We start from the raw sequence: 13,837 nt of genomic DNA, 5'->3' as shown, positions 1-13,837 counted from the left end.
CAAGTCTGCCTCAGAACTACCGGATCGGGCAATGCCCCGTCCGGCGGGATTGCGGCAGAACGGCGAAGCTCGCTATCTCTCCTTCCCGGGAAGGCGCCGCACGGCGCCACGAAGAAGAGACGGGTGGGGGAGTGTGTCGGGCATGATGGCGTCGCGCTGGGGACTTCTGGTCACGACCGCTCTCGTCTCGGCCGCGGTGATCGCGCCGGCGGCGGCGCAGGGCACCATCGCCCTCGAGACGATCGACGTGGTGCCGGTGACGCCGGTCGGCGGCGCGGCCGGCACGCGCAGCACGGCAACTGGCGAGCGGATCGACAGCGGCAGCGCCCTGCCCCTCGCCAAGGTGCCCTTCACCGTCGAGACCGTGACGGCCCGGAAGTTCGAGCAGGACCGCGCCACCCTCGACCCGACCTTCACGCTGGCCCGCACCACCCCGGGCGTGAACCTGTCCGACGGCCAGGGCAACAGCTTCCGCCAGACCCTGACCTATCGCGGCTTCGATGCCTCGCCGCTGCTCGGCGCGCCGCAGGGCCTCGCCGTCTACCAGAACGGCACCCGCATCAACGAGGCCTTCGGCGACGTGGTGAACTGGGACCTGATTCCCCAGGTCGCGATCAACCGCATCGACATCGTCACCGGCAACCCGATCTTCGGCCTCAACGCGCTGGGCGGCGCCGTCAACATCGAGATGAAGAACGGCTTCACCTGGCAGGGGAAGGAAGTCTCGGTGATGGGCGGCTCGGACGGCCGCATCCTCGGCACCCTGCAATATGGCGAGGTGATCGGCCCCTGGAGCTTCTACTTCGCCGGCGAGGGCCTGCGCGATGCCGGCTGGCGCTACCAGTCGCCCTCGGAGATCGGCCGGGTCTACGCCGATATCGGCCACCGCACCCTCGATTCCGAATTCCACATCATCGCCTCGGGCGCCAAGACCTATTTCGGCGCCGCCGCCGCCTCGCCGGTCGACTTCACCCGCGACAACCAGCGGGCGATCTTCACCTATCCGCAATCGATCGACACCGCGGTCGGCCAGATCCAGGTCACCGGCAAGGTCAACGTGTCGCCGACCTGGGACCTGTCGGGCAACGCCTATGTGCGTCGCTTCAGCCAGTTCGTGATCGACGGCAACGACGGGAATTTCGAGAATTGCAGCACGCGCTCGAACTTTCGCGGCTTCCTGTGCTTCGAGGATGATGGGTTCTCGGCAGCACCCGGCCAGACCCAGGCGCAGTTCCGCAACCAGTTCCTGATCCTCGGGCCGCAGAACCAGCGCATCCCGTTCCAGGCCGGCGTGCCTTACGGCACCGTCGACACCGTCCGGACCGAGGCGACCGGCTATGGCGGCACGCTCCAGGCCACCAACCGCGACCGGATCTTCGACCGCCCGAACACCTTCATCGTCGGCGGCAGCATCGACGTGGCGAACTACGGCTTCAAGTCGGCGAGCACGCTCGGCGTCATCAACCCGGACCTGAGCGTCACGACGGACCCGAACAACCCGACCTACGGCACCATCCCGGGCCTCGGCGTCGGCCCGATCCGCACGGCGGCGGCGCTCGGCATCGCGCCGAGTCAGGTCACCGGCTCGAACCTCTATATGGGCCTCTACGCCCTCGATACCTTCGACCTCACCGACCGGCTCTCGCTCACCGCCGGCGCGCGGCTGAACTTCGCCCGCATCAACACCCAGGATCTCACCGGCTTCTCGCCCGACGTCACCGGCACGCACTATTTCAGCCGGATCAACCCGGTCGCCGGCCTGACCTACCGGTTCTACGATTGGCTGACCCTGTACGGCGGCTATTCCGAGTCGAACCGGGCACCGACGCCGCTCGAACTGGCCTGCGCCAACCCGGACCGGCCCTGCCTGCTGCCGAACTCCCTCGTCGCCGATCCGCCGCTCAAGCAGGTCGAGGCCCGCACCTACGAGGTCGGCATCCGTGGTGCGGTGCCGAATTTCTACGAGGGCGGCCTCCTCAACTACAAGCTCGGCGCCTTCCGCACCGACCTCACCAACGATATCCTCCAGGTGGCGGTGCCGGGCAACGCGGCGCGCGGCTACTTCGTCAACGTGCCGGCGACGCAGCGCCAGGGCATCGAGGTCGCGGCCGAGTACGTCACCGGGCGCCTGAGCCTCTACGCCAACTACGCCCTGATCGACGCCACCTTCCAGTTCCGCGGCGATCTCTCCTCGCCCAACAACCCGCTCGCCGATGACGGCCTCATCACCGTGCGTCCGGGCAACAAGGTGCCGCTGGTGCCCGACCACCAGGTCAAGGCCGGCTTCGACTACGCGATCACGCCGTTCTGGCGCTTCGGCATGAACATGCAGGCCTTCTCGTCGTCCTACTTCCGCGGCGACGAGTCGAACATCAACCGCAAGCTGCCGGCCTACTTCACCGCCAACCTCAATACCAGCTTCCAGCTGACGCCGAACGTGCAGATCTTCGGGTTGGTGACGAACCTGTTCAACAACCGCTACGCTAATTTCGGCACATTCCTGGAGCGCGACGACAACTTCGCCGGCCGCTACGTGCTGAATGACCCCCGCACCACCACCCTGGTGCAGCCGCTCTCGGTCTATGGCGGCGTCCGGATGACCTGGTAAGGCGGACCGTCCACGCATCCGCATTGACACTGGGCCCGCCAGCAGGTTCGTGTCGCGCGACGGCCGTCCAGGGACACCTTCGGGACCGGAAGGGCGCGGGATCCCCTCTCCAGGCGATGCCAGGCTTGCCCGGTATCGCTGCAAGGTGTCGGAGAGGGGTAGGGGTGAGGGTGTGACGCTTCAGGATGAGGCGACGCCCTCGGTGCTGGCAGCGGAACGGTCAGAGCCTGACTCAGGACCGTAGCACCCTCACCCCCGGCCCCTCTCCCACACGGGAGAGGGGGGAGCCCGCGCCCCTTCCTGTCTCTGGGCAGCCTTGCCTGTCGCAGCTTCCCCCCGCTCCCCCGAGAGCCCGTTGCGTCCAACTCCGCCCCCCGCTGCCTCGCGGCGGCCCGCCACGGAAGACGCCGCCTCGCGGCGGCTCCTGCCCACCCTCTGGTCCGGCCGCCCGATGCGGGCGCGGCTGATGGTGGTCGTCGTCCTCATCAACCTGGTGGCGGCGGCGATCTCGGGCGCGGTCATCATCCACAAGGCGCGCACCGCCACCGAGGTGGAGACCGCGGCCTCGCTGGCAGTGGTCGAGCCACTGGTGGCCGAGACCCTGCAGGCGCTGCAAGACGCTCCACTCCCGGGCCTGTTCCGCACCCTGTCCTTCCGCTTCCAGGGCCTGCGCCACGTCCGGGTGACGCTGCTCGACGCCGCCGACCGGCCGACCGAGGCAGGAACGCCGCGGGAGGGCACGCGGCGGGCGCCGCGCTGGTTCGCCCGCCTGATCGCTCCGCCGGCGCAACGCCACGAGGTGCCGCTGCTGCTGCGCGGCGCCCGGATCGGCACCGCGCTCGTCACCGCCGAGCCCTCGGACGAGATCGACGAGGTCTGGGGCTACGCCCTGGCGCTCGGCCTCACCGGCCTGTCCCTGAGCCTCGCCATGCTGGTGATCCTGTATGTCGCCTTCGGGCGGATCCTGAGCCCGCTCGCCCAGCTCGCCGCCGGGCTGACCCGGCTGGAGCAGCAGGATTACGACGCCCGCGTCGATCGGCCCGACACCCGCGAGCTCGCGGTGATCGCGACCCGCTTCAACCGGCTCGCCGAGGCGCTGGGGGCGGCGCGGGCCGCCAACCTCCGGCTCCACCGCCGCGTCCTGACCGCCGAGGAGGACGAGCGCCGGCGCACCGCGCTCGAGCTCCACGACGAGTTCGGCCCGTGCCTGTTCGCGCTCGAAGCCAATTCCTCCTCGATCGCCCGCATCGCCGGGACCCTCGACGAGCCGGCCCGCGCCCGCCTGATCCAGCGCACCGACGACATCGCGGCGATCGTCACGCGGGTGCAGACCATCAACCGGGCCTTGCTCAACCGCCTGCGCCCGGCCGGCCTCGGGCAGGTGCCGTTGAGCCGGTGCCTCGAACTCCTGGTGCGCGAGGTAGCGCGGCACCACCCTGAGATCGCGGTCGAGGGCCATTTCGCGCCGCTCCGGCCCGGCTACGGCGACCTCGTCGACCTGACGATCTATCGCTGCGTGCAGGAGGGCCTGACCAACGCGCTCCGCCATGCCGGGGCATCGCGGGTGACGGTGGAGGTCGCCGACGAGGACGGCAGCCTGCGGCTCACCGTCGACGACGACGGGAGCGGCCTCGCCGAGGGTCGGGACGAGGAACGGGGCGAAGGACGCGGACTCCCCGGGATGCGCGAGCGGGTCGAGGCGTTGGGCGGCCGGCTCGCGCTGGTGCCGCGCGAGCCCGGAACCGGGCTGAGGATCACGCTCCCGGCCGGGACGCTCGAGGAGGAGGCTCCGTGACCCGCGTCGTCGTCGTCGACGATCACCCGATCGTGCTCCAGGGCGCCCGGCGCCTGCTCGAGGATGCGGGGGCCGAGGTGCGGGGGGCCGCCTGCCTCCCGGAGGGCTACCGCGCCATCCTGCGCCACCGGCCCGAGGTGGCGGTGATCGACCTCGCCTTTCCGGGCCGCGAACTCGCCGGCCTCGCGCTCATCGGACGGGTGCGCAAGCGGGCGCCCGCCACCCGCGTGATGGTGTTCAGCATGCACGCCGACCCGGCGATCGTCGCCCGGGCGCTCGCGGCTGGCGCCGTCGGCTACGTGCTCAAGGACGCCCCCGCCGGCGACCTCGTGCGGGCCTACGAGCAGGTCCGGACCGGGCGGCCCTATCTCGATGGGCGGCTGGCCACCGAGGTCGCCCTGCTCCAGGCCGACCCGCGCCGCTCCCTGCTCGGATCCTTGAGCCCGCGCGAGCGCCGCATCCTGGCGCTGCTGGCGGAAGGGCGGGGCTACGCGGCGATCGCCGGGGATCTGTCGGTCAGCTACAAGACCGTGACCAATTCCTGCGCGGCCCTGCGTCAGCGCCTCGGGCTGGCGACGCTGACGGAGCTGACGCACTTCGCGATCAGGCACGTGGCGGATCTGGGCTGACGCCTCGGGGCTGGGGCCCGCTCGGTCCGATCGCCGAGCCGATCGGCAGAGGCGGGCACGACCCGGTGGGTCGAACGGTCAGATGGCCGCCGAGATGATGGCCGTGAGCGTCGCCACCGAGACGACCGTCGCCACGACGACCGTCGCCGCCGAGACCTCCATCATCGCGCCCGAGCGATGCGCGAGGAGGAACGCGTTCGCGCCCGTCGGCATCGCTGCCGTGACGATCATGATGATCGAGGCCGGCTGCGGGATGGAGGCCGCCGCCACGGCCAAGCCCATGCAGAGCGGCATGACCGCCAGCTTGATGGCGACGGCGGCGAGGACCGGCGGGCCGACATTGCCTCGACGCAGCACGGGCAGCGAGGCGCCGAGGCTGATCAGCGCCAGCGCCGGCGCGGCCTGCGCGAGAAGCTCGAGGATGCGCCGCAGCGCCTCCGGCACGGGGATGCCGGTCCAGTTCCAGGCCGTCGCCGCCATGATCGAAGAGATGATCGGGTTCTTGAGGCTGCCGACGACCGTGTCCCGCACCGTGCGAACGAGGTCTCGCCGATGCCCGCCCCTGTCCAGCTCGACGAGGACCGTCGCCGCGGGCAAGAGGAGGAGCGAGTGCGCCGCGATGATCGACAAGAGGATGGTGAGGCCCGCCGCACCCCAGATCGCCCCGACGATCGGAATGCCGAGAAGGACGGTGTTGCCGAACGCCGCGTTCAGCCCGAACACCGCCGCCTGAGCGACGGTCATGCGCATGAGCGCGATCCCGCCGAGGACCGACAGGGCGAAGAGCGGCAGCGCCACGGCGAAGTAGATGCCGATCACGTCGAGACGCGGCGAGGTCCTGTTGCCGACGATCGACAGGAACAGCAGCGACGGCAGCAGAATCCAGAATATCAGGCTCGTCAGCCCGTTCGTCTCGCCCTTGTCCACGACGCCGAACCGGATGATCAGGCGGCCGATCACGATCAGGCCGAACACGGGAAGGATGACGGAGACCAAGGTCGACGCGATCGTCGCGAGGTGTGACATGCTTCCGGAGCCCATCCTGCCGGCTTCGACCTTATCGGAAATTCCGTCGCCGAACCGATGGGAGACGACGAGGCCGGCGCAGGCCCGTATTGTCCACAGGGCGTCGGGGACGACCGCCTTCAGCCGGCAGGGGCGCGGCCAGCCCGACGGAAGGTCGACCGGTGCCTCGCCCGCCTCCGCTGGCCGCCTTCCTCCGCGCCGCCGTCATCCGGAGCCGCGGCGCGGAACCCGGGATCACGGAGAGGCGTCGGCGGCACGGCGCGGTTTCACACGAGACGGACGGTCTCGCCCCCCTACAACGCCTCCCCGCGCATCAATCGCGGCTGCCGCCCGCGCAAGCCCGCCGCCTCGCGGATGAACAGGCGCTTCAAACCCGGCAACCGGTCGACGAGGCCGAGGCCGAGGTCGCGGGCGAGGCGGACCGGGAGGGCGTCGTTGGAGAACAAGCGGTTGAGGCCGTCGGTGGCGGCGCCCATCGCGAGCGTGTCGAAGCGCCGGCTGCGCTCGTAGGTCTCCAGCGCCTCCGGCCCGCCCGGGTCGAGGCCGAGGCGCATCGTGTCGGCGAGCGCCTCCGCCAGGGCGGCGGCACTGCGCAAGCCCAGGTTGAGGCCCTGACCCGCGATCGGGTGGATGACGTGGGCGGCGTCACCCAGCAGCATCAGGCGCTTCGCGCCGAAGCGCCGGGCGATGCCGAAGGAGAGCGGATAGGCCTTGAGCGGCGATTCGAGGGCGATGGGCCCGAGGCCTAAGCCGAAGCGGCGCTCGACCTCCATCAGGGCCTCCTCGGGCCCGCCGCCGAGGAGCGCCGGCACCTCGGATTGCCGCTCGGTCCAGACGATCGAGGAGCGGTGGCCGAGGGGCCCGCCGGGGGGCAGCGGCAGCACCGCGAAGGGGCCGGAGGGCAGGAAATGCTCGATCGCCCGCCCCTCGTGGTCGCGCTCATGCGCCACCGTGGCGACGATGCCCGATTGCGGATAGGACCAGCCGACCCAGCCGATGCCGGCGGCCTCGCGCAGGCGCGAGCGGGCGCCGTCCGCCGCCACGACGAGGTCGGCCCGGATCTGCCGCCCGTCCGGCAGGCGGGCTGTGATCCCGCCGGTCTCCGGCACGGCGGCGAGGACGGAGCTTGCCTCCAGCACCACCCCCGCCGCCGCTGCGGCCTCCCGCAGGGCGGCGAGAAGCCCGCCGCCCTCGATCATGTGGGCGAAGGGCTCGCCCTCCGAGACCTCGCCCTCGAAGGTCAGGAAGGTCGGCCGCACCGGGTCGGCGAGGCGGCTGTCGGTGATCACCATCTCGCGGATCGGCTGGGCGCTCGAGGCGACCGCGTCCCACACGCCGAGGCGCTCCAGCATCCGCCGGGCGGCGGCCGCGACCGCGTAGGCGCGCAGGTCCCGCGGGGCGTCCGCGCGGCCGAAGGCCGGGTCGCAGACCGTAACCCGCACGCCCTCCCCCAGCGCCTGCCGCAGGGCGAGGGCGAGGGCCAGTCCCGGCAGCCCGCCGCCCGCGACGACGATCTCCCGCGCCGCCCCCCGCCGCCCGCTCACGCCCACACCCTGCGCCATATCGCGATCGCCCGCTGCTCGTCTGGTCGGCAAGGCTCATAGCATGGCGGCAGGTCTCGCGTCGCTTGACGGCGCGCATCGGCCTGCGTCAGCTACGCGCTCCTCCACCATCCGGAAGCCATCCTTTGCGCGCGGTCGCCGACCTCCTCGACATCCTCGACCTGGAAACGCTGGAGCAGAACCTCTTCCGGGGCCGCTCGCCGCGGGATCGCTGGCAGCGGGTCTTCGGCGGCCAGGTGATCGGCCAAGCCCTGGTCGCGGCGACCCGGACCGTGCCGCCCGAGCGCCGGCCGCACTCGCTCCACGCCTATTTCCTGCTCGGCGGCGACCCGAAGGTGCCGATCGTCTACGAGGTCGACCGCATCCGCGACGGCCGCAGCTTCACCACCCGCCGCGTGGTGGCGATCCAGCACGGCCGGCCGATCTTCTCGATGTCCGCCTCCTACCACGTCGAGGAGCCGGGCTTCGACCACCAGGCCGAGATGCCGGCGGTGCCGATGCCGGAGGACCTGCCCGGCGAAGCGGCGCTCAAGGCCTCGGTGATGCCGCGCATGCCCGATCCGGTCCGGATCTATTTCGAGCGCGAGCGGCCGATCGAGCTGCGCCCGGTCGAGATCGAGCGCTATGCCGGGCGAAAGCCAGGGCCGCCGCGCTTCCACGTCTGGATCCGCGCGACCTCGCCGCTGCCGGACGATCCGGCGATCCACCAGGCGGTGCTCGCCTACGCCTCCGACATGACGCTGCTCGACACCTCGCTCATCCCCCATGGCCGCACGGTGTTCGAGAGCGGGATCCAGCCGGCGAGCCTCGACCACGCCCTGTGGTTCCACCGGCCGTTCCGGGCCGACGAGTGGCTGCTCTACGCCCAGGACAGCCCGAGCGCGTCGGGCGGCTGCGGCTTCTCCCGCGGGCTGATCTTCACCCGCGACGGCACCCTCGTGGCCTCGGTCGCGCAGGAGGGCATGATCCGCGAGAAGCGTGTCGCCCCCGAGCCGGAGGCCTGAGTCGCCCCTGCCCTGTGTTTAGGCAGTTGGCGGTTTTTTCATCGACACTGCCGCCGTGAGCGGCTTCATTATCCGCAATCGGCCCAGGAACCGGGCAGCTTGTCCGTAGGTCCGGTGCCGCTCCGTGGCACGTTCCTTGATTGATGCCTTTCGAGACCGGCGCCGGGACCCGACGGGTTCGCTTTCAAGCGCCGGATCACGCCTCGCCCCGGCCCGCCCGGGCGCAAGACGCCAAAATCGAAAGGGGGCTCGTCCCATGAAGATCGTCATGGCCATCATCAAGCCGTTCAAGCTGGAAGAGGTCCGCGACGCCCTCACCAGCATCGGCGTGCACGGCCTGACCGTGACCGAAGTGAAGGGCTACGGCCGGCAGAAGGGGCATACCGAGATCTATCGCGGGGCCGAGTACGCCGTCAGCTTCCTGCCCAAGCTCAAGATCGAGGTGGCGGTGGCGGTCGACCTCGTCTCGAACGTCGTCGACACCATCGCGGCCGCGGCCCGCACCGGACAGATCGGCGACGGCAAGATCTTCGTGATGCCGCTCGAGAAGGCCGTGCGCATCCGCACCGGCGAGACCGACGTCGACGCCCTCTGACGGCGCCGCCCGCGCGGGGCCTTTTTCGGCGCCCCGCCGCCCTTCCTTCACGTCATTGCCTTGAATCCATCGGGAGTTCCTCTTCCATGAAGCTTCGCAACGTCCTGGCTCTCGGCCTGGGAGGCGCCGCGCTGGCGCTGGTCCTGGTGGAGCCGTCCCTGGCGCAGACGCCGACCGTCGAGGCGGCGCCGGCCGCCGCGGCGGCGCCGGTGCCCAACAAGGGCGACACCGCCTGGATGCTGATCTCGTCCGCGCTGGTGCTGATGATGTCGATCCCCGGGCTTGCGCTGTTCTACGGCGGCCTGGTGCGCACCAAGAACATGCTGTCGCTGCTGACCCAGGTCTTCGCCATCGTCAGCCTCGCCTGCATCATCTGGGTGTTCTTCGGCTACAGCCTCGCCTTCACCAATGGCGGTGGCCTCAACGACTTCGTCGGCGGCTTCTCGAAGGCGTTCCTGCGCGGCGTCGACGCCAACTCGGTCGCGGCGACCTTCTCGAACGGCGTCGTCATCCCCGAATACGTCTATATCTGCTTCCAGATGACGTTCGCGATGATCACCCCGGCACTGATCGTCGGCGCCTTCGCGGAGCGCATGAAGTTCTCGGCCCTGCTGCTGTTCTGCACGCTGTGGCTGATCTTCATCTACTTCCCGATGGCGCACATGGTCTGGTACTGGGGCGGCCCGGACGCGGTCGGCAACGCCGCCAAGGCGCTGGCCGCGGCCACCGACGAGGCCTCGAAGAAGGCGGCCCAGGACGCGCTCGACGCCGTCAACGCCGATGCCGGCCTGCTGTTCAAGTGGGGCGCCCTCGACTTCGCCGGCGGCACCGTGGTGCACATCAACGCGGGCATCGCCGGCATCGTCGGCTGCCTGATGATCGGCAAGCGCATCGGCTACGGCCGCGACCTGCTCGCCCCGCACTCGCTCACCATGACGATGATCGGCGCCTCGCTGCTCTGGGTCGGCTGGTTCGGCTTCAACGCCGGCTCCAACCTCGAGGCCAACGGCTCGGCGGCGCTCGCCATGCTGAACACCTTCGTGGCCACCGCGGCGGCCGGCCTGTCCTGGCTCCTCGTCGAGTGGGCCGCCAAGGGCAAGCCCTCGCTGCTCGGCATGCTCTCGGGCGCGGTCGCCGGCCTCGTCGCCGTCACCCCGGCCTGCGGCTTCGCCGGCCCGATGGGCTCGATCGTGCTCGGCCTCGTCGCCGGCGCCGTCTGCTTCGTGATGTGCTCGACCGTCAAGAACGCGCTCGGCTACGACGACTCCCTCGACGTCTTCGGCGTGCACTGCGTCGGCGGCATCATCGGGGCGCTCGCCACCGGCATCCTGGTCAACCCGGCGCTGGGCGGCGTCGGTGCCCCCGACTACGCGGCGAAGCCCGGCGAGCTGGTGGCGGCGGCCTACGAGTTCGGCCCGGCCTTCCTGGCCCAGGCCAAGGCGGTCGGCTTCACCATCCTGTGGTCGGGCATCGGCTCGGCGATCCTCTACAAGATCGTCGACGTGGTGGTCGGCCTGCGCGTGACCCAGGACGAGGAGCGCGAGGGCCTCGACCTCGCCGATCACGGCGAGCGGGCTTACAACTACTGAGATGCGAGGGCCGGGGCGGCAGCGCCCCGGCTCGTTGGAGAATGCGGAAGGGCCCCGGTGCGGTTGCACCGGGGCCCTTCGTATTTCGGCCGCACTCCTCCGGGATCGCAGCGCTGGCCGGCCGGACCGCTCAAGATCACCGCCAAGTCGGCGTCGCTGTCGGCGCCGTGCGTCCCGCGGGCGCGGCTGCCGAACAGCACGGTCTCCTTCACCGGATAGCGCCCGGCAAGACGGGAGGGAGCATCGATGCCTCGCCGCAGCAGGCGGGCCGTACCCGCACGCCACTGGAAACCCTAGCAGATCCAGCGCCTTCGCGCCGCTGTCCCGCACTGCCGCAAGACGCAGTTAGCCTTAAATCACCATTAACCGCCTCGCCCCATGCTCACCCTCCAGTTCCGCGTACCCGGTCCAGTCCCGCATGCGTTCGCTTCGTCGCTCGGCCTCGCCCTACGATGGCCTCATCGACACGTTCCGCGCGTTCCTGACGCGGCGGGCGACAGAAGTCACCGGCCTCGCCCTGCTCGTCGGGGCGGCGTGCTTCACGGTGGCCCTGGCGACCTGGTCGATCGACGACCCGAGCCTCAACCACGCCACTTCGCGGACGGCCCGCAACCTCCTCGGCTTCGGCGGCGCGGTGGTGTCGGATCTCGGCATGCAGCTCCTGGGCCTCGGCGCGCTGGCCTTCGCGCTGCCGCCGGCGGTATGGGGCATGCGGCTCCTGCGCACCCACCGGCTGGCGCGGCTGCAATTGCGGCTGGTGCTCTGGATCATCGGCTTCGGCGCGGCGAGCGGCATGGCGAGCGCCCTGCCGCCGACCGCGCGCTGGCCGCTGCCGACCGGCCTCGGCGGCGTCGCCGGCGACGCCCTGCTCGGCGCCGCCAAGGCGATCGCCGGTCCGGCCGGAGCCTTCGCGGGCTTCCTCTACGCGGCGGTCGCGGTGGTCAGCCTGACCGGCGCCTGCGGCTTCGGGCTGATCGAGGACGAGGAGGGCGACGACGAGGCCGAGTCCTACGCCCCCGTGGTGAGCCGCTACGACGAGCGGCAGCCCCGCCGCGGCGCGGGCCCAGCCCATGACGACGAATCGCCGGGACTTGGTCTCGCCTCCCTCGGGGCGCTCGCCCATCTGGCGATCAGCGCCAGGAGCGCCGTGGCGCAGAAGATCGATGCGATCCGCGACGGCTCCTGGCGACACGGCGCCGCCGACCCCTATGCGGGCAACTCGCCGGCGCTCGCCGCGCGCCGCGCCTTTGCCGAACCCGGCGAGGCCGAGGCTTGGGACGAGCCCGAGGCCCCGATCGAGCGCCCAGCCAGATCCGGCCGCCGCGAGCCGGTTTTCGCGGAAGCCCCGCCGCGCCGGGTCGAGGCGGCCCCGCGCCGGGCCGAGCCGGCGATGGTCGACGACCCGGGCGACGAGGACGACGAGGCGGCGGAGGCCCCGCGCGGCCGCGTCGCCCCCCCTCCTCCGCCGATCCAGACCCGCCGCGCGCCTGCTCCCGCGCCGGCCTCGCCGGATTCCTACGAGATGCCCGCGCTGACGCTGCTCGCCGAGCCGCGCCATCCGGCGCCGAGCGCCGCGGTCTCGACCGACGCGCTGGAGCAGAACGCCACCCTGCTCGAATCGACGCTCGAAGATTTCGGCGTGCGCGGCGAGATCCTGGCGGTCCGCCCGGGTCCGGTCGTGACGCTCTACGAGCTGGAGCCGGCCCCCGGCACCAAGTCGAGCCGCGTCATCTCGCTCGCCGACGACATCGCCCGCTCGATGTCCGCCATCTCCGCCCGCGTCGCCGTCGTCCAGGGCCGCAACGCCATCGGCATCGAATTGCCGAACGCCAAGCGCGAGACGGTCTATCTGCGCGAGCTCCTGGCCTCTCCGGCCTTCGCCGAGACCAAGCAGAAGCTCGCGCTCTGCCTCGGCAAGAACATCGGCGGCGAAGCGATCATCGCCGATCTCGCCCGCATGCCCCACCTGCTGGTGGCCGGCACCACCGGCTCGGGCAAGTCGGTCGCCATCAACACCATGATCCTGTCGCTCCTCTACCGGATGACACCGGAGGAGTGCCGCCTGATCATGGTCGATCCCAAGATGCTGGAGCTGTCGGTCTACGACGGCATCCCGCACCTGCTCTCGCCGGTCGTCACTGATCCCAAGAAGGCGGTCGTCGCCCTCAAATGGGCGGTGCGCGAGATGGAGGAGCGCTACAAGAAGATGTCGAAGCTCGGCGTCCGCAACATCGACGGGTTCAACGCCCGGGTGGCGGAGGCGCGGGCGCGGGGCGAGGTCATCACCCGCACGGTCCAGACCGGCTTCGACCGCGAGACCGGCGAGGCGGTCTACGAGGACGAGGTCATGGACCTCGCGCCCCTGCCCTACATCGTGATCGTGGTCGACGAGATGGCCGACCTGATGATGGTGGCGGGCAAGGACATCGAGGGGGCGATCCAGCGCTTGGCGCAGATGGCGCGCGCCGCCGGTCTTCATCTCATCATGGCGACGCAGCGCCCGTCGGTGGACGTGATCACCGGGACGATCAAGGCGAACTTCCCGACCCGGATCTCGTTCCAGGTGACGTCGAAGATCGACTCGCGGACGATCCTGGGCGAGATGGGCGCCGAGCAGCTGCTGGGCCAGGGCGACATGCTGTTCATGGCCGGCGGCGGGCGCACGACGCGGGTGCACGGCCCGTTCTGCTCGGACGACGAGGTCGAGCAGGTGGTGGCCCATCTCAAGCGCCAGGGCCGTCCCTCCTACCTCGACGCCGTCACCGCGGAGGAGGGCGAGGAGGAGGCAGACACCCCGGTCATGGACCAGGGCGGCTTCGGCGACCCGTCGGCCGACCTCTACGACCAGGCGGTGGCGGTGGTGCTGCGGGACAAGAAGGCCTCGACGAGCTACATCCAGCGCCGGCTGCAGATCGGCTACAACCGGGCGGCCTCGCTGATGGAGCGGATGGAGCGCGAGGGCATCGTCGGCCCGGCCAACCATGCCGGCAAGCGCGAGATCCTGCTCGAGGACGGGCAGGACGGCTGAC

10 protein-coding genes are annotated in these 13,837 nt (G+C 70.9%); 7 read left to right on the top strand and 3 right to left on the bottom strand.

Features of this window, described 5'->3' with window-relative positions; translation table 11 throughout:
* The first annotated feature begins 142 nt into the window (after nt 1-142).
* The 3 genes from MFF64_RS06355 to MFF64_RS06345 all read left to right on the top strand — a co-directional run bounded on the left by MFF64_RS06355 (nt 143) and on the right by MFF64_RS06345 (nt 5,032).
* Nucleotides 143-2,608: a TonB-dependent receptor gene (locus MFF64_RS06355; RefSeq protein ID WP_099908097.1), complete on the top strand. Its 2,466-nt coding sequence runs from the start codon at nt 143-145 to the stop codon at nt 2,606-2,608.
* 355 nt (nt 2,609-2,963) lie between these two features.
* A complete protein-coding gene (locus MFF64_RS06350) occupies nt 2,964-4,403 on the top strand; it encodes an ATP-binding protein (RefSeq protein ID WP_238190095.1) in 1,440 nt (479 codons plus the stop codon).
* On the top strand, nt 4,400-5,032 hold the full coding sequence (locus tag MFF64_RS06345) for a response regulator (protein ID WP_099901465.1): 633 nt from the start codon (nt 4,400-4,402) through the stop codon (nt 5,030-5,032). Before MFF64_RS06350 ends, MFF64_RS06345 begins: the two co-directional genes overlap by 4 nt.
* A 78-nt stretch (nt 5,033-5,110) precedes the next feature.
* Here the strand turns inward: MFF64_RS06345 and MFF64_RS06340 are convergent, their stop codons facing one another.
* Entirely contained in the window at nt 5,111-6,058 is a 948-nt protein-coding gene (locus MFF64_RS06340) for an AEC family transporter (RefSeq protein ID WP_238190093.1), read from the bottom strand.
* A 293-nt stretch (nt 6,059-6,351) separates the two neighbouring features.
* The gene (locus MFF64_RS06335) at nt 6,352-7,620 is read right to left on the bottom strand and encodes an FAD-dependent monooxygenase (protein WP_099902085.1); all 1,269 of its coding nucleotides are present in this window, start codon (nt 7,618-7,620) and stop codon (nt 6,352-6,354) included.
* Between the two features lie 125 nt (nt 7,621-7,745).
* On the opposite strand from MFF64_RS06335, the gene tesB reads away from it, so the two are divergent.
* From tesB to MFF64_RS06320, 3 genes are all read left to right on the top strand, one after another.
* Entirely contained in the window at nt 7,746-8,624 is an 879-nt protein-coding gene (gene tesB, locus MFF64_RS06330; RefSeq protein ID WP_238190091.1) for an acyl-CoA thioesterase II, read from the top strand.
* Nucleotides 8,625-8,880: 256 nt separating this feature from the next.
* Nucleotides 8,881-9,219 carry a P-II family nitrogen regulator gene (locus MFF64_RS06325; RefSeq protein ID WP_048450383.1) on the top strand — a complete coding sequence of 113 codons (339 nt, stop codon included), beginning with the start codon at nt 8,881-8,883 and terminating at the stop codon, nt 9,217-9,219.
* An 86-nt stretch (nt 9,220-9,305) separates the two neighbouring features.
* Complete coding sequence (locus MFF64_RS06320) at nt 9,306-10,808, top strand: ammonium transporter (RefSeq protein WP_099904341.1); 1,503 nt, start codon at nt 9,306-9,308, stop codon at nt 10,806-10,808.
* Here MFF64_RS06320 and MFF64_RS06315 read toward each other — a convergent pair.
* Nucleotides 10,802-11,020 carry a nucleotidyltransferase domain-containing protein gene (locus MFF64_RS06315; RefSeq protein ID WP_273557141.1) on the bottom strand — a complete coding sequence of 73 codons (219 nt, stop codon included), beginning with the start codon at nt 11,018-11,020 and terminating at the stop codon, nt 10,802-10,804. The genes MFF64_RS06320 and MFF64_RS06315 overlap by 7 nt on opposite strands.
* Before the next feature lie 206 nt (nt 11,021-11,226).
* On the opposite strand from MFF64_RS06315, the gene MFF64_RS06310 reads away from it, so the two are divergent.
* Nucleotides 11,227-13,836, top strand: coding sequence for a DNA translocase FtsK (locus MFF64_RS06310; protein ID WP_238190089.1), 2,610 nt, complete (start codon nt 11,227-11,229; stop codon nt 13,834-13,836).
* Nucleotide 13,837 lies beyond the last annotated feature (1 nt).

It is taken from the genome of Methylobacterium frigidaeris, assembly GCF_022179185.1.
In the GTDB taxonomy this organism is placed as follows: Bacteria; Pseudomonadota; Alphaproteobacteria; order Rhizobiales; family Beijerinckiaceae; genus Methylobacterium; species Methylobacterium frigidaeris.
This window is presented reverse-complemented; position numbering and strand designations above follow the sequence as displayed.